This is a genomic window from Enterobacter sp. 5-4, from assembly GCF_000612205.1.
Classification (GTDB): domain Bacteria; phylum Pseudomonadota; class Gammaproteobacteria; order Enterobacterales; family Enterobacteriaceae; genus Enterobacter; species Enterobacter roggenkampii.
Genome location: NZ_JFHW01000026.1, coordinates 188,668 through 212,934 on the forward strand (window position 1 = coordinate 188,668; position 24,267 = coordinate 212,934).

Here is a 24,267-nt window from a genome sequence, read left to right on the forward strand (position 1 = left end):
CACACCCCACTTCGGGTGTGACCAACACTTCGGCATTATCGCTAATGATGAGCGGAAAGAGGTTCAGTATTTAAAAAGCAGGTGCTCATGAAACGCGTGATTATATTTTTACTGCTGTTTAGTCAAAGCGTATTCGCGAACTGTTGGGATAACGCCGGACATTATTATCATGTCGATCCGTGGTTATTGTATGCAATTGCCAAAGTCGAATCCGGAATGAATCCCCACGCGGTAGGCTGGAACCACGACGGCACGCGTGACGTCGGGTTGATGCAGATTAACAGTTCACACTTCAGTGAGTTAGAACGTCAGGGTATTGATGAAAATCAGCTTATTAATGAGCCCTGTACCTCCATTATGGTCGGCGCCTCCATCCTGTCCGGGATGATAAACGTGTATGGCTATAACTGGGAAGCGGTGGGCGCGTATAACGCCGGATTGAAAAAAGAAAATTATCCGCAGCGCATGCGTTATGCCCATAAAGTGTGGGCGAAGTATCAGCAAATAAAATTGGGTAAATAACCGTAGCGTTATTTTTATTTTTTGAAGAATTCCTTTCGGTGTTCTTCAGAAAATGAAAAAGAACCACACTCTCGGGCTTATTTATTAAGGGAGTAATACATAAGCCGGGAATGTACTCACCCTAGTTGCTTAAATACAGGATTATTTGAAATGACGAAAAGGACATTACTGAGCGTTCTCGTGGCGGGGGCATGTATTGCACCCTTTATGGCCCAGGCTGCATCACTGCAGGCGGCCAGCAGTGAGCCGTACACCATGAAAGCCAGCGATCTGGCGAAAAAGGAAAAAGAGCTGACCAATTTCCCGCTGATGGTTTCGGTGAAGGATACCATTGCGACCCTGGACAATAGCCTCGTTGAGCAGATTGAGCCAGGTCGTGCCTCGAACCCTGACAACGTCAAGCGCGTTGAAGGGATCGTGAAGGCCAGCGACTGGGAATATCTCTTCCCGCTGCGCGCTCAGTCTTATACCTACAGTAACTTCCTGAAGGCTGTTGGTAAATTCCCGGCACTGTGTAAGACCTATAACGATGGTCGCGACAGCGACGCCATCTGCCGCAAAGAGCTGGCGACCATGTTCGCCCACTTTGCGCAGGAAACCGGCGGCCATGAGAGCTGGCGTCCGGAAGCCGAGTGGCGTCAGGCCCTGGTTCACGTCCGTGAAATGGGGTGGACCGAAGGCCAGAAAGGCGGCTATAACGGCGAATGTAACCCAGACATCTGGCAGGGACAGACCTGGCCATGCGGTAAGGACAAAGACGGCGACTTCGTAAGCTACTTTGGCCGCGGCGCGAAGCAGCTGTCTTACAACTATAACTACGGTCCGTTCTCTGAAGCGATGTTTGGCACCGTCCGTACCCTGCTCGACAAACCTGAGCTGGTGGCGGATACCTGGCTGAACCTGGCAAGTGCGATCTTCTTCTTCGCCTATCCGCAGCCGCCAAAACCAAGCATGCTGCAGGTTATCGACGGCACCTGGCAGCCAAACGATCACGATAAAGCCAACGGCCTGGTTCCGGGCTTCGGCGTGACCACCCAGATCATCAACGGTGGCGTAGAGTGCGGCGGCCCAACCGAGATTGCCCAGTCTGAAAACCGCATCAAGTACTACAAAGAGTTCGCGAACTACCTGAAAGTGCCTGTTCCGGCGAATGAAGTGCTGGGCTGCGCCAACATGAAGCAGTTCGATGAAGGCGGCGCCGGCGCGCTGAAGATCTACTGGGAGCAGGACTGGGGGTGGAGCCCGGATACGCCGGACGGTAAGACCTACTCCTGCCAGCTGGTGGGGTACCAGACGCCGTTCAGCGCGTTCAAAGAGGGTGACTACACCAACTGCGTTAAGAAGTTCTATAACGTGAACATCATTAACGACGACGGCTCAGCCGTGACCCCAGGAGAAGACAAAACCCCGGCAGACACCACGCCGCCAGCGGATACGACGCCAGCGGAAGATACCACCCCTGTTGAACCGGCTACCGTGAATCACGCCCCTGTGGCGCAGATTGCGGGCCCAATCGGGGCGGTTGAAGCGGGTGCGCAGGTTTCCCTGAGCGCGGAAGGCTCCACTGACGCCGACGGTAACAAGTTGACCTACACCTGGCGTTCCCAGGATGGCCAGACCGTGACCGGTCAGGACAAAGCGGTGGTGACCTTCAAGGCGCCAGAGTCTGCAACGGCTCAGCAGTACGAAATCGGCCTGACCGTCAGCGATGGTGAACTGACCAGCACCACGTCCTACCTGCTGAATGTGAAAGCGAAAGCCGAGTCTAAGGACGAAGGCACTTCCGGCTCTTACGCCGCGTGGAGCGCGAACAGCAAGTACAACGCAGGTGATATCGTGAACAACCACGGTAAACTGTTCCAGTGCAAACCGTTCCCGTACAGCGGCTGGTGTAACAATGCCCCGGCATACTACGAACCCGGCGCTGGCCTGGCGTGGGCTGACGCCTGGACGGCTCTGTAAAAGCAAACGGCAACCTTCGGGTTGCCGTTTTCGTATTTGCACCCTCTGTCTTTTACCGGGTGGCGCTGCGCTTACCCGGCCTACATGAGGCTAAGGGGCGAGGGGTCAGTACGGAGCCGTTGTAGGCCCGGTAAGGCGAAGCCGCCACCGGGTAAAAAGGCTAGCGATGCAGCTTCCCGTGATCCCGCAGCCACGCCGCCGTGCGCATAATCCCTTCATCCAGCGTCACAACCGGTTTATACCCCAGCTCATTCTCCGCCCGCGAAATATCCAGCGTGAAGTCAAAGTTGAGTTTAGAGACGCCGTAATGCGTCAGCGCAGGCTCTTTGGCTGTTTTACTGCCAAAGCGCTCCATGCTGCGGGCAATCATATCCAGCATTGGGTAGGGCACGGAACGGATACGGCAGTTGATCTGCAGCTCGTCGATCAGCCGCTGCACAATGCTGCGCAGCGTGCAGGGTTCGCCGTTAGTGATGTTGTAGGCGCGACCGGAGATCAGCTTATCGCAGTCCGGCTGGCTGGCCAGCCACATGGCGTGAACGGCGTTTTCGTAGTAGGTCATATCCACAAGGGCATCGCCGCCGCGCGGCAGCAGCACGCTGCCGTAATGGTGCATCATCTGCGCCAGACGCGGAATAAATACCTTATCGTGCGGCCCGAACAGGCTCTGCGGACGCAGGACCGTAAAGCGGGTGTGCGGGTTTGACTGCGCCAGCAGGTCGATGACCTCTTCGCTGGCCGCCTTGCTGCGGGCAAACTCGCAGGCAAAGCGAGCAGGGCGGAAATCTTCCTGCACGTCACGGTGGTGGTGATAGTCGAAATAGAGTGACGGTGACGAGATATGAATAAAGTTACGCACGCCCCAGGCAACGGCCCATTCCCCCAGACGACGGGTGGCCCGCACGTTGGCGAGATCGAAGGCTTCCTGGGTCCCCCACGGGGAGGTAAAACTGGAGCAGTGCCATAGCGTGTCGATACCGGCGAGCATCACCTTCGCCTGCGAGGAGACCAGCTCCGTCAGGTCGGCATGGACGAACTCTGCGCCCATTTTTTGCAGCAGTTTACCCATCGCTTCGTTGCGACCGGTAGCCCTGACGCTAATGCCCTTGTTGCGCAGAAATTCGACCGCATTTCGGCCTAAGCCGCTGGTCGCCCCGGTAACCAGTACCTTCATAGCTATCCACTGTGTTGAAAAGAATTTCGTGCGCATTCTTTCGTGAATTACGGCGCTATGCAATGGGAAAGGTGAAAGAAAGAGAGTTTTATTTAGATCTTTTCCGTCTTTTGTTCTGCCCGTTGCGCAATGCGTTTCGCCATTCCCCGGAAGATAAACAGGTGGGCAGGGATCATCAACAGCCAGTAGAACAGACCCGGCATTCCGTGCGGGTGCCACCAGGCGCGCACGTCCAGTTCACGATGATCGCCTTTGTCTTTCAGGGTAAAGCAGAGTCGGCCCAGCCCCGGGGCTTTCATGCCGAACAACAGCGCCAGCTGTTTTTCCGGTTCGACGACGATCACCTTCCAGCTGTCGACTGCGTCGCCCACCTCAAGATACGGGCGTGCCGGGCGGCCTTTCGCCAGCCGGTGGCCCACCAGCAGGTCCATCGCCCCGCGCGTTTGCCAGAGGAGATTACCGAAGAAATACCGTTCTTTGCCGCCAATCTGGTTCACCACCTCCCAGAGCGCGGCCAGGCTCGCGGAGGTTTTCACCGTGCAGCCCGCCTGTTTCGGGTAATAACCATACTCAGGCCGCCAGCGGGCAAAGGCCTGGGCGTCGTAGCCCCAGTCGCTGGAGTTCACCAGCTGTTCTTCTTCCTTGAGCGTATTGCGCACGGCATCGTCAAAGCGGATCAGATCCTGAGGAATTAAGGCGCGCAGCGCGCGATCGTCGGCCAGCAGATCGTGCTTCAGCCCCTGAATAAGCGCTTTGGCGGTCGTCGGCGGCACCGAGGTGATGACATTCAAAAACCACACCGAAATCCAGCGGGTCGGGAAGGGAATGGGGATCAGCCAGCGGCGGCGTCCGCTGACGCGCATGAAATGTTCGAACTGCGCCTGATAGCTCAGCACATCCGGGCCTGCCGCCTCGAGCACGCGGTGTTGCTCCGGCGGATGATCCAGCAGGGCCACCAGATAATGCAGCAGGTTCTCCAGCGCAATCGGCGTGGTGCGCGAACGGACCCAGCGCGGCGGCGTGAGCACCGGCAGGTTGTAGACCATATCGCGCATCACTTCGAAGGCGGCAGAGCCTGCGCCGACGATGATCCCGGCGCGCAGTTCGGTGACGGGGATATTTGCCCCCCGCAGGATGTCCGCCGTCAGCTGGCGGGCGCGCAGGTGATCGGACTGCTCGTGTTCAGGTGCCTGGAGTGAACTGAGAAAAATCACCTGCTTCACCGGGGTTTGCAGCAGGGCATCGCGGACATTCATCGCCACCTGACGCTCGTGGGCGATAAAATCCCCGCCTTCGCCCATGCTGTGTACCAGGTAGTAAAGGGTGTCGACCCCGTCCAGCAGCGCGGGAAGCGACTTTGGCCAGTTGAGGTCAACGTTGTGACAGGTAACGCCCGCTAAACTGAGTTTTTGCAGGCGTTCGGTGTTGCGTGCCGCAGCCAGCACCTGGTGCCCCTGCTGGCTTAACGCCGCGGTGAGATGCTGACCGATATACCCGCTGGCGCCGAGCACCAGAATGCGTTGCGGCACGTGATGCTCCTTATCGCTGTAAAAACGCCTGCCAGTGTTTTACCACGTCGGCCAGCTGCTCGCGGTTGACGTCGAGATGCATGACCAGACGCACCACAGGTGAGGCGTTGATCAGCACGCCACGTGCTTTCATGAACTCGCCAAGCGCAGCGGCGTGGTCATCGCCCACGCGGACAAACAGCATGTTGGTGTCGTGGCGCATCACGTCGGCGCCAATTTCACGCAGCTGCGCCGCCATCCACGCGGCGTTGTCGTGATCGTCCTTCAGGCGCGCCACGTTGTTTTTCAGGGCATACAGCCCGGCTGCCGCCAGAATACCCGCCTGACGCATGCCGCCGCCGGTCATTTTGCGCCAGCGGTTGGCGCGCTTGATGTAGTCCGCATTGCCCACCAGCAGGGAACCCACTGGGGTGCCCAGCCCTTTAGAGAGGCAGATGGTGAACGAGTCGCAATATTGCGTAATTTCTTTCAGCGCGCAGCCGTACGCCACCACGGCGTTGAAGATGCGCGCGCCATCCACGTGCAGACCGAGCCCGCGCTCGCGGGTAAACTCCCACGCCGCCTTCAGGTATTCGCGCGGCAGGACCTTGCCGTTGTGGGTGTTTTCGAGGCTGAGCAGACGGGTGCGGGCAAAATGAATATCATCGGCTTTGATTTTCGCCGCGACTTTATCAAGGGGCAGGGTGCCGTCCGGCGCAGCGTCGATCGGCTGCGGCTGAATGCTGCCGAGCACCGCGGCACCGCCTGCTTCGTAGAGATAGTTATGCGCGCCCTGGCCGACGATATACTCTTCACCGCGCTCGCAGTGGCTGAGCAGCGCCACCAGGTTGGCCTGCGTGCCGGTGGGCAGGAACAGGGCGGCCTCTTTTCCGCTCAGCTCTGCGGCATAGCGCTGCAGTTCGTTGACCGTCGGGTCATCGCCGTAGACGTCGTCCCCGACCGGGGCGGCCATCATCTCTTCGAGCATGGCGCGACTCGGGCGGGTAACGGTATCACTGCGTAAATCAATCATGGCATGTCCTTATATTTAAAAAGGCGATGCCAGATGTTTTACCTGAGCCAGTTGGTTTTTGCCAGTTCGATCACCTCGTCACCGCGCCCGCTGATGATCGCGCGGAGCATGTACAGGCTAAAGCCTTTGGCCTGCTCCAGCTTGATCTGTGGCGGGATGGCCAGCTCCTCTTTGGCGACGACCACATCCACCAGTACCGGGCCGTCGATGGAGAAGGCGCGCTGCAGGGCTTCATCCACCTCGGACGCTTTCTCCACGCGGATGCCGGTGATGCCGCAGGCCTCGGCGATGCGGGCAAAGTTGGTGTCGTGCAGCTCGGTGCCGTCCGTCAGATAGCCTCCAGCCTTCATCTCCATCGCCACGAAGCCCAGCACGCTGTTGTTGAAGACCACGATTTTCAGCGGAAGCTTCATCTGCACCACCGACAGGAAATCACCCATCAGCATGCTGAACCCGCCGTCGCCGCACATCGCCACCACCTGACGCTCCGGCGCCGTCGCTTTTGCGCCCAGCGCCTGCGGCATGGCGTTAGCCATCGAGCCGTGGTTGAACGAGCCGAGCAGTCGGCGTTTGCCGTTCATTTTCAGGTAGCGTGCCGCCCAGACGGTTGGCGTGCCTACGTCGCAGGTGAAAATGGCGTCTTCGTCCGCGAAATGGCTGATCTGCTGCGCCAGATACTGCGGGTGAATGGCTTTGTCGCTCGGTTTGGCGAGATCGTCCAGACCCTTGCGGGCATCGCGATAGTCGCTTAGTGCTTTATCGAGGAACTTGCGATCGGTTTTCTCTTCCAGCAGCGGCAGCAGGGCGGCAAGGGTAGATTTGATGTCGCCCACCAGCGCCATATCGACCTTGCTGTGCGCGCCGATGCTGGCCGGGTTGATATCAATCTGAATGATTTTGGCATCCGTCGGGTAAAACGCGCGGTACGGGAACTGGGTGCCGAGCAGGATCAGCGTGTCGGCGTTCATCATGGTGTGGAAGCCACTGGAAAAACCGATCAGACCGGTCATGCCTACATCGTAGGGGTTATCGTATTCGACGTGCTCTTTGCCGCGCAGGGCGTGGACGATCGGGGCTTTCAGCTTTCCGGCAAATTCCAGCAGCTCTTTATGCGCGCCCGCACAGCCGCTGCCGCACATCAGGGCGATATTGCTGGCGTAACGCAGCAGCTGCGCCAGCTTTTTCAGCTCCTCCTCGGCAGGCGTCACCACCGGCTGCGGGGCATGGTACCAGTGGGTGCTGGCTCCTTCCGGCGCGGCCTTGAGCGCCACGTCGCCCGGGATAACGACCACGGACACGCCGCGATTCAGCACGGCCTTGCGCATGGCGATCGCCAGAACCTGCGGGATCTGCTCCGGGGATGAAACCAGTTCGCAATAGTGGCTGCATTCACGGAACAGCTCCTGCGGATGCGTCTCCTGAAAATAGCCGCTGCCGATTTCGGACGAGGGGATGTGGGCGGCAATCGCCAGCACCGGAACGTGGTTACGGTGACAGTCGAAAAGGCCGTTGATCAGGTGCAGGTTACCCGGCCCGCAGGATCCGGCGCAGACGGCCAGCTCACCCGTAAGCTGTGCTTCAGCGCCTGCGGCGAACGCGGCAACCTCTTCATGGCGGGTCGGCATCCATTCAATGGTCTTCATCTTGTTAAGGCTGTCGCTGAGTCCGTTCAGGGAATCGCCGGTGACGCCCCAGATACGTTTTACGCCAGCCTGTTCGAGCGTTTTCGCTATATATGCAGCCACGGTTTGTTTCATGGTTGTCCGTCTCCTTTTTGTGATAACGCTTACAAGCTTAGAAGAAAGTCTCCGTATTGCCCGTCAGATCCCCCCAATTAAAAGGTGCTTTTCACGCGCAACGCTTCGGCATAATCTGGTGATACCTCAGTGAAAACAGGAATCATTTCAAATGGTTAAATCATTGTTAATTGCTGTTAATGAAAAGCTATCGTGCGACGATCTTGGCAAACTCTTGTTACGACTTGCCGTCGGCGGGCTGATGCTCTTTCATGGTTTGCATAAGCTGTTTGGTGGGGTGGGCTTTATCAGCGGTATGCTTGTGGAGAAAGGGCTGCCGGGGTTTATTGCCTACGGCGTGTTGATTGGCGAAGTGGTGGCGCCGATCCTGATTATTGTCGGGCTCTTTACGCGCCCGGCCGCGCTGGTGCTGGCGTTTACGATGATCGTGGCGTGGCTGATGGTGGGATTGGATGAGACATTCGCGCTCGACAAGGTCGGGGCATGGGCGATTGAAAGCCTGGTGTACTTCTTTATCGGCTCGCTGGCGGTGGCGTTTTTAGGGGCAGGGCGGTTTGCGCTGGGGAAAGCACCTGCGTGGCGGTAGGGGTTGGAATCTGTTCCGAGGGAAGGGGTCTACGGACCCTTTTTTATTGGTAAGTTTTAAGTTGTTGATTTCACAACGGTGAATTGTTGGTGATGAAAAAAAGGTTTACGGAGAATTTTAGAGGGATTTCTTTATATCACAAGAAGATAGGTGTAGATTGTTCCAGTTCACTGCCGTACAGGCAGCTTAGAAATCTGTTTTACAGTCCTGCTGGAAATTTGGATATGTTCACTGCCGTACAGGCAGCTTAGAAAGGCTGCGCCGTCCTGTTGCTGAATAAAAGCAAGTTCACTGCCGTACAGGCAGCTTAGAAAAGCTTGCGCGGGGAAGTGCCTTTGACCTCTGCGTTCACTGCCGTACAGGCAGCTTAGAAATTTTGAGGCCTCATATGAGCAGAAAACCATACGTTCACTGCCGTACAGGCAGCTTAGAAAGTCGGAATCGCGGTCGCCCCACGACGCGAAATGTGCACTGCCGTACAGGCAGCTTAGAAACGTCAAAGACTGGCTTAAATTTATTGTGCCGTGGTGCACTGCCGTACAGGCAGCTTAGAAAGCCGCGAGTGACAACCTTGTCGTAATTAACAATGTGCACTGCCGTACAGGCAGCTTAGAAAGTATTCACCACAGGCGAAGTAACGGATAGTTCGGTGCACTGCCGTACAGGCAGCTTAGAAACTGTTGATATGTAAGATCGGCACGGACGCACAGTGCACTGCCGTACAGGCAGCTTAGAAAAATGGCAGCGGCCGCAATACTCATAATAACCTGCGCACTGCCGTACAGGCAGCTTAGAAAGCGGGCAATCGTTGCTCGAGCCATTGCAGACCGTGCACTGCCGTACAGGCAGCTTAGAAAACATGGGTGCAGCAGGGGCTGCGTAGCTTCGCGTGCACTGCCGTACAGGCAGCTTAGAAACTGAGTACCGACATGAATCCCGCTGAGCCAACTGTGCACTGCCGTACAGGCAGCTTAGAAAACCGGCGGCCGCGACACCACGGCGCCGAACGCGTGCACTGCCGTACAGGCAGCTTAGAAATCAAAAATTCATAGTGAGGTGAAGATGGATTAGTGCACTGCCGTACAGGCAGCTTAGAAAAGGAGTCCAGAGACGATATCACGCCGGGCCGGGTTCACTGCCGTACAGGCAGCTTAGAAAGATAGAGCGCGCAGCGGCGGCAGCTTGCAGGCGTTCACTGCCGTACAGGCAGCTTAGAAACGTCATTAACTACAGATCCGTCATTAGAAGAGAGTTCACTGCCGTACAGGCAGCTTAGAAATGAGCCGCCAGAAGACGCACGCAGCTGCCGGAGTTCACTGCCGTACAGGCAGCTTAGAAAACGATGATGCGCTTTCGCTCGTTGTGCAGCCCGTTCACTGCCGTACAGGCAGCTTAGAAAATGAGAGCCTCAGAATACGCATATGCGCACCTGTTCACTGCCGTACAGGCAGCTTAGAAATAAATAAAGCCATTTAAATGTCGGAACGGCATGTTCACTGCCGTACAGGCAGCTTAGAAATCTGTGGCTTGCCGCCAAAAGAAGGCCGACTAGTTCACTGTCGTACAGGCAGCTTAGAAAGCACTTCAGCCGGGTAAGCGTCGGTGGTTAGGGTCCAATGCCGAACAGGCAGTAGGCACAACGTAGGCCGGGTAAACGCAGTGCCACCCGGCAAAAAAGCCCGGTGGCGCTGACGCTTACCGGGCCTACGAACGAACGTTTATTGTTTATGCGAAGACCAGATCGCCCTGCGGATGGCACGAGCATGCCAGCACGTAACCCTCGGCAATTTCCGCGTCGGACAGCGTCATGGTGCTGGTGACGGTGTACTCCCCGGAAACCACCTTTGTTTTACAGCAGCCGCACACCCCGGCACGGCAGGCCGCCGCCACCGGCACGTTGTTGCTTTCCAGCGCCTCCAGCAGCGTCGTGCCCACGCGGCCAAAGAAGGTCTGCGCAGGCTGCAGTTTGGTGAACTGAATCCCGCTGGTTGCCGCTTCCGCCACCGGCGTGAAGAACTGCTCTTTGAAGAAACGGGTCACGCCGAGCGCTTTCACGTCTTCTTCCACGATAGCCATGTACGGCGCCGGGCCGCAGGTCATCACGGTGCGGTTCGCGATATCCGGCACGCTTTGCAGCAGCTCGCGGCTCAGGCGACCGGGCACAAAACCGTGCGTCGCGTTGTGCTCAGCCAACAGCGTCACCGGATAATCACGCCACTCCTCGGCAAAAATGACATCGTCCGGAGAGCGCACGCTGAAGATCGCCTGCACGTCGGCCTGCGGGCGGTTTTTTGCCAGCCAGCGGCGCATTGACATAATCGGCGTTACGCCACAGCCTGCCGCCAGCAGCAGGAATTTATCGTCCGCTTTGTCGTCACAGGTGAAATCACCCTGGGCGTCGGAGAGCCAGATGTAATCTCCGCGCTTCACGTCACGGGTCAGCCACTGAGAGCCGGCACCGTCATCAATGCGGCGGACGGTGAGCGTGATGTATTCGCTGACGCCCGGCGTGGAGGAGAGGGTGTAGGCGCGCAGGGTGTCCGCCGAATGGCGAACGCTAACCAGCGCATACTGACCTGCTCGGTACGGATAGTAGTCGTGGCACAGCAGCGACAGCGTCCACACATCCGGCGTCTCCTGATGGATGTGATGCACCTGCATCCGCCACGGGCATTGTGAGGTTGGCATGGTCATAAATTACTCCTTACGCGCTCAACAGCTGCTTCATATCATCTTCAACGTTGGTCACGGAACGCAGGCCGAATTTCTCGTTCAGCACGGCCAGCAGGTCCGGCGTCAGGAAGCCTGGCGCTGTCGGGCCGGTCACGATGTTGGTCACGCCCAGAGAGAGCAGGGTCAGCAGGATGACAATCGCTTTCTGCTCAAACCAGGAGAGCACCAGCGAGAGCGGCAGATCGTTGACGCCGCAGCCCAGTTTTTCCGCCAGCGTGACCGCCAGAATAATGGCCGAGTAAGCATCGTTACACTGGCCCGCATCGATCAGGCGCGGCAGGCCTTCGATGTTGCCGAAGTCCAGCTTGTTGAAACGGTATTTACCGCACGCCAGGGTCAGGATCAGGCAGTCTTCCGGCACGCGGGTGGCGAAATCGGTGAAGTAGTTACGCTCGCCGCGTGCGCCGTCGCAGCCGCCGACGAGGAAGATGTGGCGCAGCTTTTCGCGGCTGACGAGATCGATCAGCGAATCGGCGGCACCGAGCAGGGTTTCACGACCGAAGCCGACGGTGATCAGATGCGGGATCTCGCTGTACGGGAAGCCTGCCATCTGCTTCGCTTGCGCTATCACCGGTCCGAAATCGTCACCTTCAAGATGGCTCACGCCCGGCCAGCCGACGATGCTGCGGGTCCAGATGCGGTCGTCATACGCGCCCACGGTCGGGTCGATGATGCAGTTAGAGGTCATCACGATAGGACCGGGGAAGCGGGCAAATTCCACCTGCTGGTTCTGCCAGCCGCTGCCGTAGTTACCGATCAGGTGCTTGAATTTACGCAGCTCCGGATAGCCGTGCGCTGGCAGCATTTCACCGTGGGTATAGACGTTAACGCCGGTGCCTTCGGTTTGCTTCAGCAGGTTGTAGAGATCTTTCAGGTCATGACCGGAGATCAGGATGCATTTGCCCTCGGTCGCTTTGACGTTGACCTGCGTCGGCGTCGGGTGGCCGTAGGTGCCGGTTTCACCCGCGTCCAGAATGCTCATCACGCGGAAATTCATCTGGCCGATTTCCATTGAGCATTCCAGCAGCGCGTTCATATCGGCAGGCCAGGTGCCCAGCCACGCCATGATTTTATGGTACTGGGCGTAGATGTCGTTATCGTACTGACCGAGCACGTGCGCGTGTTCCATATAGGCCGCAGCGCCTTTCAGGCCGTACAGGCACAGCAGGCGCAGGCCGAGAATGTTCTCGCCAATCGCTGCTTTGTCTTTGTTTGGGGTGAATTCTGCCGCCTGACGCTGCAGATCGCCGAGATCGTCGCTCACCAGCTGGAGTTCAGACATCGGGTTTTCCACGCGGGCGTTAGCATCCGCCATCAGGCACTGCGCTTTTAGCGCTTCACGCAGGGCAATGGCTTCGCGGGCATAGCCGACAATGCGCGGAGAGTCGAAGTTAACGTTGGTCAGCGTGGAGAAGAAGGCGCGCGGGGCGAAGCTGTCGACGTAGTGGTCGATGATGCCGTATTCGCGGGCTTTGTACGCCCATGCGGAAAGGCCTTGCAGGGCGGCAATCAGCAGGTCCTGAAGGTCAGATGTTTCTGCGGTTTTGCCGCACATACCCTGTGCGTAAGAGCAGCCATTGCCTGCCGGGGTACGGATGGTTTGTTCACATTGCACACAAAACATAATCACACCTGTTAAAGTTATATTTGATATACATGTTTAAGATTATGCCTGTGCCAGAACGGAGAAAAGGGCTTTCTGCTACAAAATAGAGGGAGATTGATTTAGCGCAATTTTGGCGGCAGGCACCCTACCGCCAAAGAGGTATCAGGCCGAGAAGACGGCCATCAGAACCGGAACCAGCAGGCTTAAAATAAAGCCGTGAACGATGGCGGCGGGCACCATCTCCAGTCCACCAGAGCGTTGCAATACTGGCAGGGTAAAGTCCATCGACGTCGCGCCGCACAGGCCCAGCGCGGTAGAGCGGCTGCGGCGAACCAGCCCCGGGATCAGCATAATGGCGAGCAGCTCGCGCGCCAGATCGTTAAAGAAGGCGGCACTGCCGATGACCGGGCCAAAGGACTCGGTCAGCAGGATACCGGAGAGGGAATACCAGCCAAAGCCTGACGCCATCGCCAGGCCGGTTTTCAGCGGCAGGTCGAGAATAAAGGCGTTAATGACGCCCGCTACCATGGAACTGGCGACCACAATGACCGCAACCATCATTCCCCGACGGTTTAAAACAATTTGCTTCAGCGTCATGCCATTATTTCGCAGCTGGATACCGATCAGGAACAGCAGGAAAATTAGCGTATATTCACTGGCCTCTGTCGCGTGCTGTAAAAATGCCCAGCCGGTCAGCCCAAGAAGAAAACCGAGCACCACGACGCCGCACAGTTTTAATGATTCCAGCGCCATCGCAATTCGGGAAGGCAGTTTTTCCTGATGATGATGGTTTTTCCACGGAACGGTGCGCTCAAGCCAGAATAATGCGGCGATATTACACAGCAAAATAACCACCACGGTGACCAAAGAATAATGCAGGATGGAAAGCAGATTCGTCGCCAGATTATCCAGGAAGGCCAGGCTGATCCCCATAAAGAAAAGAATGACGTAAACAATCCAGCTGAGAAAACGGTTGATAAGCCGTAATGCGGATTCTCTGTGCAGCGGGATGAGATAGCCCACAATCAGGGGCAGCAGAATAATGAGGAGTCCTGAAAACATGAACAGCCGGTCCTTTTGAGTATCTGTTGAGCGCCAGAGACACTACCCAATAAAGACTGTTCAGTAAAGCGGCAATAAAAAAGCCGGGTGGCGGCTGCGCCTTACCCGGCCTACAAGTGCACACTCACGTGGGTCGGGTAAGCGTTAGCGCCACCCGACACCGCGCGCAATTAATCGCGTTTTTCCAGCAGGGTGCGGTATAGCACGCCACCCAGGATACCGCCGATAATCGGCATCACCCAGAACAGCCAGAGCTGCTCAAGCGCCCAGCCGCCCTGGAAGATGGCGACGGCGGTGCTGCGTGCCGGGTTAACGGAGGTGTTGGTGACCGGAATGGAGATCAGGTGGATAAGCGTCAGTGCCAGACCAATGGCGATCGGTGCGAAACCGGCTGGCGCGTGTTTGTCGGTTGCGCCGTGGATCACCAGCAGGAAACCTGCGGTCAGCACAATTTCAATCACGATGGCAGACAGCATGGAATAACCGCCCGGAGAATGCTCGCCGAAGCCGTTAGAGGCGAAGCCGCTGGCCGCCGCGTCGAAGCCAGCTTTACCGCTGGCAATGACGTACAGAACGCCCGCTGCGATAATACCGCCCACCACCTGAGCGACAATATAACCAATTACCTCTTTCGCCGGAAAACGACCGCCGGCCCATAAACCTAATGTCACTGCCGGGTTAAAATGACCGCCGGAAATATGCCCCACGGCAAAGGCCATGGTTAATACGGTTAAACCAAATGCCAGCGCGACGCCGACAAAACCGATACCTAATTCCGGGAATGCTGCTGCCAGAACGGCGCTACCGCAGCCACCAAATACCAGCCAGAATGTACCAAAGCATTCTGCTGCCAATTTTCTAAACATAACCACCTCAAATAATTTTCCGCACGCTTTCCCGCGCGCGGGATATATCGCCATAAAGGGATGACGACTCAAAGAGTCCGTATTTTAGAAACCAATAACACCCCTTCGCCACTTAAATAAATTCGATTAATTTGATTTAAGGCAATGTGATGTCAATCCTTGTTCAAATCAGCGGTAAATAGAGCATAGACCAATTCTCGTCAGGGTGAATGTTGTGCTGTCGTGACAGTCCGCCTCCCGCTATACTGCTGATAACTTAAAGGAAAAAGTGAATATTGCGCGGGGGATTTATGCTTCTCGAACGTGTGGAAATTGTCGGGTTTCGCGGTATTAACCGCCTGTCGCTGCAGCTGGAACAGAACAACGTCCTGATCGGCGAGAACGCCTGGGGTAAGTCCAGCCTGCTGGATGCGCTGACGTTACTGCTTTCGCCCGAAGACGATCTTTATCACTTCGTTCGCGACGATTTCTGGTTCCCGCCCGGCGACGTGACGGGGCGCGAGAAGCACCTGCATATCATCCTGACGTTCCGCGAATCCGAACCCGGGCGCCATCGGGTGCGTCGCTTCCGCCCGCTGTCACCCTGCTGGGTGCCGTGCGATGATGGTTTCCACCGGATATTCTACCGGCTGGAAGGGGAGATGGCGGAAAACGAGGGCGTGTTGACCCTGCGTGATTTTCTTGATGAGAAGGCCAGCCCGATCCCGCTGGACAATATCGACGATCTGGCCCGCCATCTGATCCGCCTGACGCCGGTGCTGCGCCTGCGCGACGCGCGTTTTATGCGGCGCATTCGTAACGGTACCGTACCAAATATGCCGGAAGTGGAAGTCACCGCCCGCGAGCTGGATTTTCTGGCGAGAGAGCTGGTGTCGCGTCCGCAGAATCTGACCGACGGTCAAATTCGTCAGGGGTTGTCCGCAATGGTACAGCTGCTGGAGCACTATTTTTCCGAGCAGGGAACGTCGGAGTCGCGCCATCGCCTGATGCGCCGCCGCTCTCATGACGAACAGCGCAGCTGGCGCTACCTCGATATCATTAACCGGATGATCGACCGGCCCGGTGGTCGTACCCATCGGGTGATTTTGCTGGGGCTGTTTTCAACGCTTCTGCAGGCCAAAGGCACCGTTCGTCTTGACCGGGACGCCAGGCCGCTGCTGCTGGTGGAAGACCCGGAAACGCGCCTGCATCCCATCATGCTCTCCGTGGCATGGCATCTGCTGAACCTGCTGCCGCTCCAGCGCGTTACGACCACCAATTCCGGTGAATTATTATCGCTGACGCCGGTCGAGCACGTCTGTCGTCTGGTGCGTGAATCTTCCCGCGTCTCCGCCTACCGGTTAGGTCCGGGTGGATTGAACGCGGAAGACGGGCGGCGCATCGCGTTTCATATTCGCTTTAACCGCGCGTCGTCGCTCTTTGCCCGCTGCTGGCTGCTGGTGGAAGGAGAGACGGAAACCTGGGTCATCAACGAACTGGCGCGCCAGTGCGGCCACCATTTTGATGCGGAAGGCATTAAGGTGATTGAATTCGCCCAGTCGGGACTCAAGCCGCTGATCAAATTTGCCCGCCGGATGGGGATCGAGTGGCACGTTCTGGTCGACGGTGATGAGGCGGGCAAAAAATATGCCTCGACCGTGCGTAGCCTGCTGAATAACGAGCGCGAGGAAGAGCGCGACCATTTAACCATGCTGCCCGCGATGGACATGGAACACTTTATGTATCGTCAGGGGTTCGACGACGTATTCCACCGAATTGCCATGGTGCCGGTCGATGTCCCGATGAACATGCGGCGCGTGATCGCCAAAGCTATTCATCGTTCTTCAAAACCGGATTTAGCCATTGAAGTGGCGACGGAAGCGGGGAGACGGGGCGTGGAGGCGGTGCCGACCCTGCTGCGGAAGATGTTTTCCCGCGTGCTGTGGCTGGCACGCGGGAGAGCGGATTAACGTTGAGTCGCCTGGTTCACCTGCTGAATCAGGCTGTCCAGCAGCGCGTAGCGGCGGCGATATTCGGAGCGTTTTTTGCTCGCGATCTCTTCCATCGGTTTACGCGGCATGACGAGTGGCAGCATGAAGTTGCCGCTATCCTGCTTTTCGCCGCCGATGGAGATCCAGAAACTGTCGTAATCGGCCAACAGTTTCCCCTCTTTTTTCTTGCGGTAGCGCCAGCTGCGATAAATATGGGTGTCGTTACTGACGGCGACAATCTGTTCTACCGGGAAGGCGGTGCCGAGAGTCATGGCGGCTTCGACCAGCAGACGTTTCGGGAACAGACCATGGCAGGCCTTCGTCGCACCCTGGATCAGCTCATGGGGAACGTGGGCTTTTGCGCCCTGCAGGCCGCCGATAAACAGCGTCGATTTTCCCTCAAGCTGGCACAGGGTGAAGGTCATCTCGGCCAGCACCGTATTCTGATGGTCGCAGAAGGCGAGGGTGGCTTCCCCTTCTTTATCCAGAAACGCATCGGCGCACAGGCGGACGGTAAATTGCTCTTCATCTTTACCGGTTAAGGTGAGCAGCGTGAAGCCCTTTTTCGACAGATAACCCGAGAGCAGCGATGCCGGCATATGGCGGCTCATCGTTTGATAGTGCCAGTTAAGGGACTCAAGGGCCTGCTGGCGATCCATATTCACCGTCAGCCAGGGGCGATGCAGACGGCACGGCAGTCCTGGCTGCACCTGCAGCATTTGCATCAGGCTCGGCTGTTTTGCAAGGCTCGTCAACAGGCGAGCGGTACTTACAGGCGTCGCCAGCGAACGTAGCATGAATTTACGTCGATAGGCGGGGTTTTGCCACGCCAGCCCTGGCGTGAGCTTACCGGAAGCCAGATGACTGAAGAGCTGCCAACCCGATGCAGGCTGTGGCAGGTTTGAAAAAGGTGTATCGACGATGGAAGACATGTTAGATCCTGCTTCTTGATGAAGATCTCCATTTCAGCAGGCGGACTTTCAACGTCTCGTAAACAAATTGTGACGATTTCGGAGAACAGGGGTTTCGTTGAGGAGTCGTTTAGATAGAATCAGCATTTATCATTGCCAGAACATTTATTTGGAATATTTATGAACCTCAAGGGAAAACGCAGAACGCTGTTTCTGCTGCTGGCGGTCGTGGTGTTAGCCGGTGGGTACTGGCTATGGCAGGTGCTGAATGCGCCGGTGCCGCAGTATCAGACGCTGATTGTTCGTCCGGGCGAACTGCAACAAAACGTCCTCGCGACGGGCAAACTTGATGCCCTGCGCAAGGTTGACGTTGGCGCACAGGTCAGCGGTCAGCTGAAAACGCTGTCGGTTGAGATTGGCGATAAGGTAAAAAAAGGCCAGCTGCTCGGCGTGATCGATCCTGAACAGGCCGAGAACCAGATCCGCGAGGTGGAAGCCACGCTGATGGAGCTGCGCGCGCAGCGTGCGCAGGCGCAGGCAGAGCGTAACCTTGCCCAGGTGACGCTGACCCGTCAGCAGGCGCTGGCCAAAACCCAGGCGATCTCGAAGCAGGATTTAGATACGGCCACCACGGAACTGGCGGTGAAGCAGGCGCAGATTGGCACGATTGACGCGCAAATCAAACGCAACCAGGCCTCGCTGGATACGGCGAAAACCAACCTCGACTACACCAAAATCGTTGCGCCAATGGCCGGGGAAGTGACGCAAATTACCACGCTGCAGGGGCAGACGGTGATTGCCGCGCAGCAGGCGCCCAACATTCTGACGCTGGCGGACATGAGCACCATGCTGGTCAAAGCCCAGGTCTCGGAGGCGGACGTTATCCATCTCAGACCGGGGCAGAATGCCTGGTTTACGGTGCTGGGCGATCCGCAGACGCGCTACGAAGGCGTGCTGAAAGACATTCTCCCGACGCCGGAAAAGGTTAACGACGCCATCTTCTACTATGCCCGTTTTGAAGTGCCGAACCCGCAGGGCGTGCTGCGTCTCGACATGACCGCGCAGGTGCATATCCAGCTGACCGGCGTGAAGAACGTGCTGACCATTCCCCTCTCCGCGCTGGGTGAGTCCGCCGGTGATAGCCGCTATAAAGTGAAAGTGCTGCGCAACGGCGAAACGCGCGAGCGCGAAGTGGTGATTGGCGCGCGCAACGACACCGACGTGGTGGTGGTGAAAGGGCTGGAAGAGGGTGAGGAGGTTGTCATCAGCGAAAGCCTGCCCGGAGCCGCGAAATGACGGCATTGCTTGAGCTGAAAGACATTCGCCGCAGCTATCCGTCGGGCGATGGCCCGGTGGAGGTGCTAAAAGGCATCCCCCTGCGCGTGGAGGCGGGCGAGATGGTGGCGATTGTCGGGGCATCGGGCTCCGGTAAATCGACGCTGATGAACATTCTCGGCTGCCTGGATAAACCCACCAGCGGTACGTACCGCGTGGCCGGGACGGACGTCTCAACGCTGGACGGCGACGCGCTGGCGAAGCTGCGTCGGGAGCACTTCGGCTTTATCTTCCAGCGTTACCATCTGCTTTCTCACCTCAATGCCGCGCAGAACGTAGAAGTACCGGCGGTCTATGCGGGCGTCGAGCGGAAAAAACGCCTCGAGCGCGCGCAGATGCTGCTGACGCGTCTGGGGCTGGCGGAGCGGGTGGAGTATCAGCCCTCGCAGCTGTCCGGCGGCCAGCAGCAGCGCGTGAGTATTGCCCGCGCCCTGATGAACGGCGGGCAGGTGATCCTGGCCGATGAACCCACCGGCGCGCTCGACAGCCATTCCGGCGAAGAGGTGATGGCGATCCTGCACCAGCTTCGCGATCAGGGGCATACGGTCATTATCGTGACCCACGATCCGCAGGTGGCGGCGCAGGCGGAGCGAATCATTGAGATCCACGACGGCGAGCTGGTCAGCAACCCGCCGCCGCGTGAGTCCAGGGCTGCGGCGCCGAAAGAAGTGCTTCCGGCATCAACCGGATGGGGGCAATTTTCCAGCGGCTTTCGTGAAGCATTGACCATGGCCTGGCTGGCGATGGCGGCCAATAAAATGCGTACCCTGCTGACCATGCTCGGCATTATCATCGGTATCGCCTCGGTGGTGTCGATTGTGGTGGTGGGCGATGCGGCCAAGCAGCTGGTGCTGGCCGATATCCGCGCAATCGGGACCAACACCATTGACGTCTATCCCGGCAAAGACTTTGGTGACGACGAGCCTCAGTATCAGCAGGCGCTGAAATACGACGATCTGGCGGCCATTCAGAAGCAGCCGTGGGTCAACTCCGCCACGCCTGCGGTGTCGCAAAACCTGCGCCTGCGCGTGGGCAATGTTGACGTGGCGGCCAGCGCGAACGGCGTCAGCGGGGATTATTTCAACGTCTACGGTATGACCTTCAGCGAAGGCGCCACCTTTAACGCCGAACAGCTGGCGGGCAGGGCGCAGGTGGTGGTGCTGGACGCAAACTCGCGCAGGCAGCTTTTCCCCAATAAAGCTAACGTGGTGGGCGAAGTGATCCTGGTCGGCAACATGCCTGCCACGGTCATCGGCGTGGCGGAAGAGAAGCAGTCGATGTTTGGCAGCAGCAAGATCCTGCGCGTCTGGCTTCCCTATACCACCATCTCCGGGCGGATTATGGGCCAGTCCTGGCTCAACTCCATCACCGTGCGCGTGAAGGAGGGCTACGACAGCGCCATGGCCGAACAGCAGCTTGAGCGGCTGCTCACCCTGCGCCACGGGAAGAAAGATTTCTTCACCTGGAATATGGACGGCCTCTTGAAAACGGCAGAAAAGACCACACGTACTCTTCAGCTGTTCCTCACGCTGGTGGCGGTGATTTCGCTGGTCGTCGGCGGTATCGGGGTGATGAACATCATGCTGGTGTCGGTAACCGAACGTACCCGGGAGATTGGCATCCGCATGGCGGTCGGGGCCAGAGCCAGCGACGTGCTGCAGCAGTTTTTGATTGAAGCCGTGCTGGTGTGTCTGGTCGGCGGTGCGATGGGGATTGCGCTCTCGATGATGATCGCCTTCGCGCTCCAGCTCTTTTTACCCGGCTGGGAGATTGGCTTCTCGCCGGTGGCCATTATTACCGCATTCTTGTGTTCAACCTTTACCGGCATTTTGTTTGGCTGGTTGCCCGCCCGCAACGCGGCGCGGCTGGATCCGGTGGATGCGCTGGCTCGGGAATAACCCGAAAATAAAAATGCCAGCCGATCGGGCTGGCATTTTGACTGCGGGATGTACACAATAAAACAGAGAGCTATGCAACCGTCTCTGCTTCAATGGGGACGATAAGGCTTGCATGATTGCCTTTTGGTCCCTGGTGGACATCGAACCGGACGGACTGCCCGGCTTTGAGCGTTCTGTAACCATCCATCTGAATGGTGGAATAGTGAGCGAAGATATCCTCGCCGCCGCCTTCGGGGCAGATGAAGCCAAACCCTTTGGCGTTGTTGAACCACTTAACAGTACCCATTTCCATGCTTCGACATCCTTCGTAAATCTTATAAGTTAAGATGGAATGAACCGGTGGTGGAGTGGGGGCTGTTCAAAACCTCGCCATCTCACGCTTGTACAATTTAGAGAAACGAAAGACGTCGTCAAGCGTTTGGCGCTGGAGATGGGACAATAATCAACCAAAGTTTGAAGCAGTTAACGCTATTGCAACAGTTTGTGACAGACATCGCGGATGACAGTAATAGATGATTGTTATCTAACATCTGAGGTAGATTCAAAGTGGTTATGCAAAATGGGTAAGACCAACGACTGGCTGGATTTTGACCAGCTGGCGGAAGACAAAGTGCGTGACGCGCTAAAACCGCCATCTATGTATAAAGTTATGTTAATGAACGATGATTACACGCCGATGGAATTTGTTATTGACGTGCTACAAAAGTTCTTTTCTTATGATGTAGAACGTGCAACGCAACTGATGCTTACCGTTCATTATCGTGGCAAAGCTATCTGCGGCATCTTCACAGCCGAAGTGGCGGAAACCAAAGTGGCGATGGTGAACGAATATGCGAGGGAGAACGAGCATCCGTTGCTGTGTACGCTGGAAAAGGCCTGATAAGGCATAAAATTGGGGGAGGTGCCTATGCTCAATCAAGAACTGGAACTCAGTTTAAACATGGCTTTCGCCAGAGCGCGTGAGCACCGACATGAGTTTATGACCGTCGAGCATTTACTGCTCGCACTGCTTAGCAACCCATCTGCCCGCGAAGCGCTGGAAGCCTGCTCCGTGGATCTGGTGGCGCTACGTCAGGAACTCGAAGCCTTCATCGAACAAACCACACCGGTGCTGCCTGCCAGTGAAGAAGAGCGCGACACGCAGCCGACGCTCAGCTTCCAGCGCGTGCTGCAGCGCGCGGTATTCCACGTCCAGTCTTCCGGACGTAGCGAAGTGACTGGCGCAAACGTCTTAGTCGCCATCTTCAGCGAGCAGGAGTCACAGGCTGCCTATCTGCTGCGCAAACACGAAGTCAGCCGCCTCGACGTGGTTAACTTTATCTCTCACGGAACGCGCAAAGACGAGCCTAACCAGGCATCGGATTCCAGCAATCAGGTCAATAACAATGAAGAGCAAGCAGGCGGGGAGGATCGTATGGAAAACTTCACCACCAACCTTAATCAGCTTGCTCGCGTTGGCGGTATCGACCCGCTGATTGGTCGCGATAAAGAGCTGGAGCGCGCGATCCAGGTGCTGTGCCGTCGCCGCAAGAACAACCCGCTGCTGGTGGGGGAATCTGGCGTGGGTAAAACCGCGATTGCCGAAGGCCTTGCCTGGCGCATTGTGCAGGGCGACGTACCGGAAGTGATTGCCGACTGCACCATCTACTCGCTGGACATCGGCTCGCTGCTGGCGGGCACCAAATACCGTGGTGATTTTGAAAAACGCTTCAAGGCGCTGTTAAAACAGCTGGAGCAGGACACCAACAGCATCCTGTTTATCGATGAAATCCACACCATCATCGGCGCAGGGGCGGCCTCCGGTGGCCAGGTGGATGCCGCGAACCTGATCAAACCGCTGCTCTCCAGCGGCAAGATCCGCGTGATTGGCTCCACCACCTACCAGGAGTTCAGCAACATCTTTGAGAAAGACCGTGCGCTGGCGCGCCGCTTCCAGAAAATCGACGTGACCGAACCGTCCGTCGAGGAAACGGTGCAGATCATCAACGGCCTGAAGCCGAAGTACGAAGCGCACCACGACGTGCGTTACACCGCGAAAGCGGTGCGTGCGGCGGTGGAGCTGGCGGTGAAATACATCAACGACCGTCATCTGCCGGATAAGGCGATTGACGTGATTGATGAGGCAGGGGCGCGTGCGCGCCTGATGCCGGCCAGCAAGCGTAAGAAAACCGTTAACGTGGCGGATATTGAGTCCGTGGTGGCCCGCATCGCGCGTATCCCTGAGAAGAGCGTCTCTCAGAGCGACCGCGACACGCTGCGTACCCTTGGCAATCGCCTGAAAATGCTGGTCTTTGGTCAGGATAAAGCCATTGAGGCCTTAACCGAAGCGATCAAGATGGCCCGCGCAGGACTGGGGCATGAGCACAAGCCTGTCGGTTCCTTCCTGTTTGCCGGCCCGACCGGCGTGGGGAAAACCGAGGTAACGGTTCAGCTCTCTAAAGCACTGGGCATTGAGCTGCTGCGCTTTGATATGTCCGAGTATATGGAGCGTCACACCGTCAGCCGTTTGATTGGTGCGCCTCCGGGCTACGTGGGCTTTGACCAGGGCGGCCTGCTCACCGACGCGGTGATCAAGCATCCGCACGCGGTACTGCTGCTCGATGAAATCGAGAAAGCGCACCCGGACGTGTTCAACATCCTGCTGCAGGTGATGGACAACGGGACGCTGACCGACAACAACGGGCGCAAGGCGGACTTCCGTAACGTGGTGCTGGTGATGACCACCAACGCCGGGGTACGTGAAACCGAGCGTAAATCCATCGGCCTGATCCACCAGGACAACAGCACCGATGCGATGGAGGAGATCAAGAAGATCTTCACGCCGGAGTTCCGTAACCGTCTGGACAACATTATCTGGTTCGATCACCTCTCTACCGAGGTGATCCATCAGGTCGTGGACAAGTTCATCGTCGAGTTGCAGGTTCAGCTGGATCAGAAAGGCGTGTCGCTGGAAGTAAGCCAGGAGGCCCGCAACTGGCTGGCCGAGAAAGGCTACGACCGTGCGATGGGGGCCCGTCCGATGGCGCGCGTGATTCAGGACAACCTGAAGAAACCGCTGGCGAACGAGCTGCTGTTTGGCTCGCTGGTGGACGGCGGCCAGGTGACCGTGGCGCTGGATCAGGCGAAGAACGAACTGACGTACGATTTCCAGAGTGCAGCGAAGCACAAGCCGGAAGCGGCTCACTGATTTCTTACGTAGGTCTTAAAAACCGGGCAATAGCCCGGTTTTTTTATGCCTGCCTTTAGCCCTCTCCCTGTGGAAGAGGGCTGGGATGAGGCCACCAGGTTGCCAAAAAATACATCCCCCGGCATAGCCAAATTAAAGCCACAAATAAAAAAGGCCG

The 24,267-nt window shown here is 57.3% G+C and carries 18 protein-coding genes and 1 CRISPR repeat array; of the genes, 8 read left to right on the forward strand and 10 right to left on the reverse strand.

Annotation, left to right across the window (positions count from 1 at the left end):
* Positions 1–87: 87 nt before the first annotated feature.
* Together iagB and AA74_RS0117670 are read left to right on the forward strand one after the other, a co-directional pair.
* Complete coding sequence (iagB, locus tag AA74_RS0117665) at positions 88–522, forward strand: type III secretion system invasion protein IagB (protein WP_025912918.1); 435 nt, start codon at positions 88–90, stop codon at positions 520–522.
* Positions 523–672: 150 nt separating this feature from the next.
* Positions 673–2,484 carry a chitinase gene (locus AA74_RS0117670; RefSeq protein WP_008500007.1) on the forward strand — a complete coding sequence of 604 codons (1,812 nt, stop codon included), beginning with the start codon at positions 673–675 and terminating at the stop codon, positions 2,482–2,484.
* 160 nt (positions 2,485–2,644) lie between these two features.
* On the opposite strand, the gene AA74_RS0117675 is transcribed toward AA74_RS0117670, so the two are convergent.
* The 4 genes from AA74_RS0117675 to poxB form a co-directional block, all read right to left on the reverse strand.
* Positions 2,645–3,658, reverse strand: coding sequence for an NAD(P)-dependent oxidoreductase (locus AA74_RS0117675; RefSeq protein ID WP_008500006.1), 1,014 nt, complete (start codon positions 3,656–3,658; stop codon positions 2,645–2,647).
* Positions 3,659–3,750: 92 nt separating this feature from the next.
* A complete protein-coding gene (locus AA74_RS0117680; RefSeq protein ID WP_025912919.1) occupies positions 3,751–5,187 on the reverse strand; it encodes an SDR family oxidoreductase in 1,437 nt (478 codons plus the stop codon).
* A 10-nt stretch (positions 5,188–5,197) separates the two neighbouring features.
* Positions 5,198–6,199: a low-specificity L-threonine aldolase gene (ltaE, locus tag AA74_RS0117685; RefSeq protein WP_025912920.1), complete on the reverse strand. Its 1,002-nt coding sequence runs from the start codon at positions 6,197–6,199 to the stop codon at positions 5,198–5,200.
* A gap of 38 nt (positions 6,200–6,237) precedes the next feature.
* On the reverse strand, positions 6,238–7,956 hold the full coding sequence (gene poxB / locus AA74_RS0117690; RefSeq protein ID WP_025912921.1) for a ubiquinone-dependent pyruvate dehydrogenase: 1,719 nt from the start codon (positions 7,954–7,956) through the stop codon (positions 6,238–6,240).
* A 151-nt stretch (positions 7,957–8,107) separates the two neighbouring features.
* Here poxB and AA74_RS0117695 point away from each other — a divergent pair, with 151 nt between their 5' ends.
* The gene (locus AA74_RS0117695) at positions 8,108–8,542 is read left to right on the forward strand and encodes a DoxX family protein (RefSeq protein WP_008500002.1); all 435 of its coding nucleotides are present in this window, start codon (positions 8,108–8,110) and stop codon (positions 8,540–8,542) included.
* A gap of 165 nt (positions 8,543–8,707) precedes the next feature.
* A CRISPR array of direct repeats spans positions 8,708–10,121; the repeat unit is 28 nt; unit sequence GTTCACTGCCGTACAGGCAGCTTAGAAA.
* A gap of 146 nt (positions 10,122–10,267) precedes the next feature.
* Here AA74_RS0117695 and hcr read toward each other — a convergent pair.
* The 4 genes from hcr to aqpZ all read right to left on the reverse strand — a co-directional run bounded on the left by hcr (position 10,268) and on the right by aqpZ (position 14,809).
* Positions 10,268–11,236: an NADH oxidoreductase gene (hcr, locus tag AA74_RS0117700; protein ID WP_025912922.1), complete on the reverse strand. Its 969-nt coding sequence runs from the start codon at positions 11,234–11,236 to the stop codon at positions 10,268–10,270.
* A gap of 10 nt (positions 11,237–11,246) precedes the next feature.
* Positions 11,247–12,899, reverse strand: a complete 1,653-nt coding sequence (hcp, locus tag AA74_RS0117705; protein ID WP_025912923.1) for a hydroxylamine reductase — start codon at positions 12,897–12,899, stop codon at positions 11,247–11,249.
* A gap of 144 nt (positions 12,900–13,043) precedes the next feature.
* On the reverse strand, positions 13,044–13,943 hold the full coding sequence (locus tag AA74_RS0117710) for a lysine exporter LysO family protein (protein WP_025912924.1): 900 nt from the start codon (positions 13,941–13,943) through the stop codon (positions 13,044–13,046).
* A gap of 170 nt (positions 13,944–14,113) precedes the next feature.
* Positions 14,114–14,809, reverse strand: coding sequence for an aquaporin Z (gene aqpZ / locus AA74_RS0117715; RefSeq protein WP_008499998.1), 696 nt, complete (start codon positions 14,807–14,809; stop codon positions 14,114–14,116).
* 290 nt (positions 14,810–15,099) lie between these two features.
* Between aqpZ and AA74_RS0117720 the strand changes: the two genes are divergently transcribed.
* Positions 15,100–16,758: an ATP-dependent endonuclease gene (locus AA74_RS0117720; protein WP_008499997.1), complete on the forward strand. Its 1,659-nt coding sequence runs from the start codon at positions 15,100–15,102 to the stop codon at positions 16,756–16,758.
* On the opposite strand, the gene AA74_RS0117725 is transcribed toward AA74_RS0117720, so the two are convergent.
* Entirely contained in the window at positions 16,755–17,711 is a 957-nt protein-coding gene (locus tag AA74_RS0117725) for a VirK/YbjX family protein (protein WP_023292896.1), read from the reverse strand. The two genes, AA74_RS0117720 and AA74_RS0117725, sit on opposite strands and share 4 nt — an antisense overlap.
* Positions 17,712–17,870: 159 nt before the next feature.
* Between AA74_RS0117725 and macA the strand changes: the two genes are divergently transcribed.
* Both macA and macB read left to right on the forward strand, forming a co-directional pair.
* Positions 17,871–18,986 (forward strand): macrolide transporter subunit MacA, encoded by a 1,116-nt coding sequence (macA, locus tag AA74_RS0117730; protein ID WP_023327007.1) that lies wholly within the window; start codon positions 17,871–17,873, stop codon positions 18,984–18,986.
* Positions 18,983–20,923 carry a macrolide ABC transporter ATP-binding protein/permease MacB gene (gene macB, locus AA74_RS0117735; protein ID WP_025912926.1) on the forward strand — a complete coding sequence of 647 codons (1,941 nt, stop codon included), beginning with the start codon at positions 18,983–18,985 and terminating at the stop codon, positions 20,921–20,923. Before macA ends, macB begins: the two co-directional genes overlap by 4 nt.
* A 70-nt stretch (positions 20,924–20,993) precedes the next feature.
* Here the strand turns inward: macB and cspD are convergent, their stop codons facing one another.
* Complete coding sequence (cspD, locus tag AA74_RS0117740) at positions 20,994–21,215, reverse strand: cold shock-like protein CspD (RefSeq protein WP_008499993.1); 222 nt, start codon at positions 21,213–21,215, stop codon at positions 20,994–20,996.
* Between the two features lie 267 nt (positions 21,216–21,482).
* On the opposite strand from cspD, the gene clpS reads away from it, so the two are divergent.
* Together clpS and clpA are read left to right on the forward strand one after the other, a co-directional pair.
* Entirely contained in the window at positions 21,483–21,803 is a 321-nt protein-coding gene (gene clpS / locus AA74_RS0117745; protein WP_025912927.1) for an ATP-dependent Clp protease adapter ClpS, read from the forward strand.
* A 27-nt stretch (positions 21,804–21,830) separates the two neighbouring features.
* Positions 21,831–24,110 carry an ATP-dependent Clp protease ATP-binding subunit ClpA gene (gene clpA / locus AA74_RS0117750; protein WP_014831269.1) on the forward strand — a complete coding sequence of 760 codons (2,280 nt, stop codon included), beginning with the start codon at positions 21,831–21,833 and terminating at the stop codon, positions 24,108–24,110.
* The last annotated feature ends 157 nt before the right edge of the window (positions 24,111–24,267 follow it).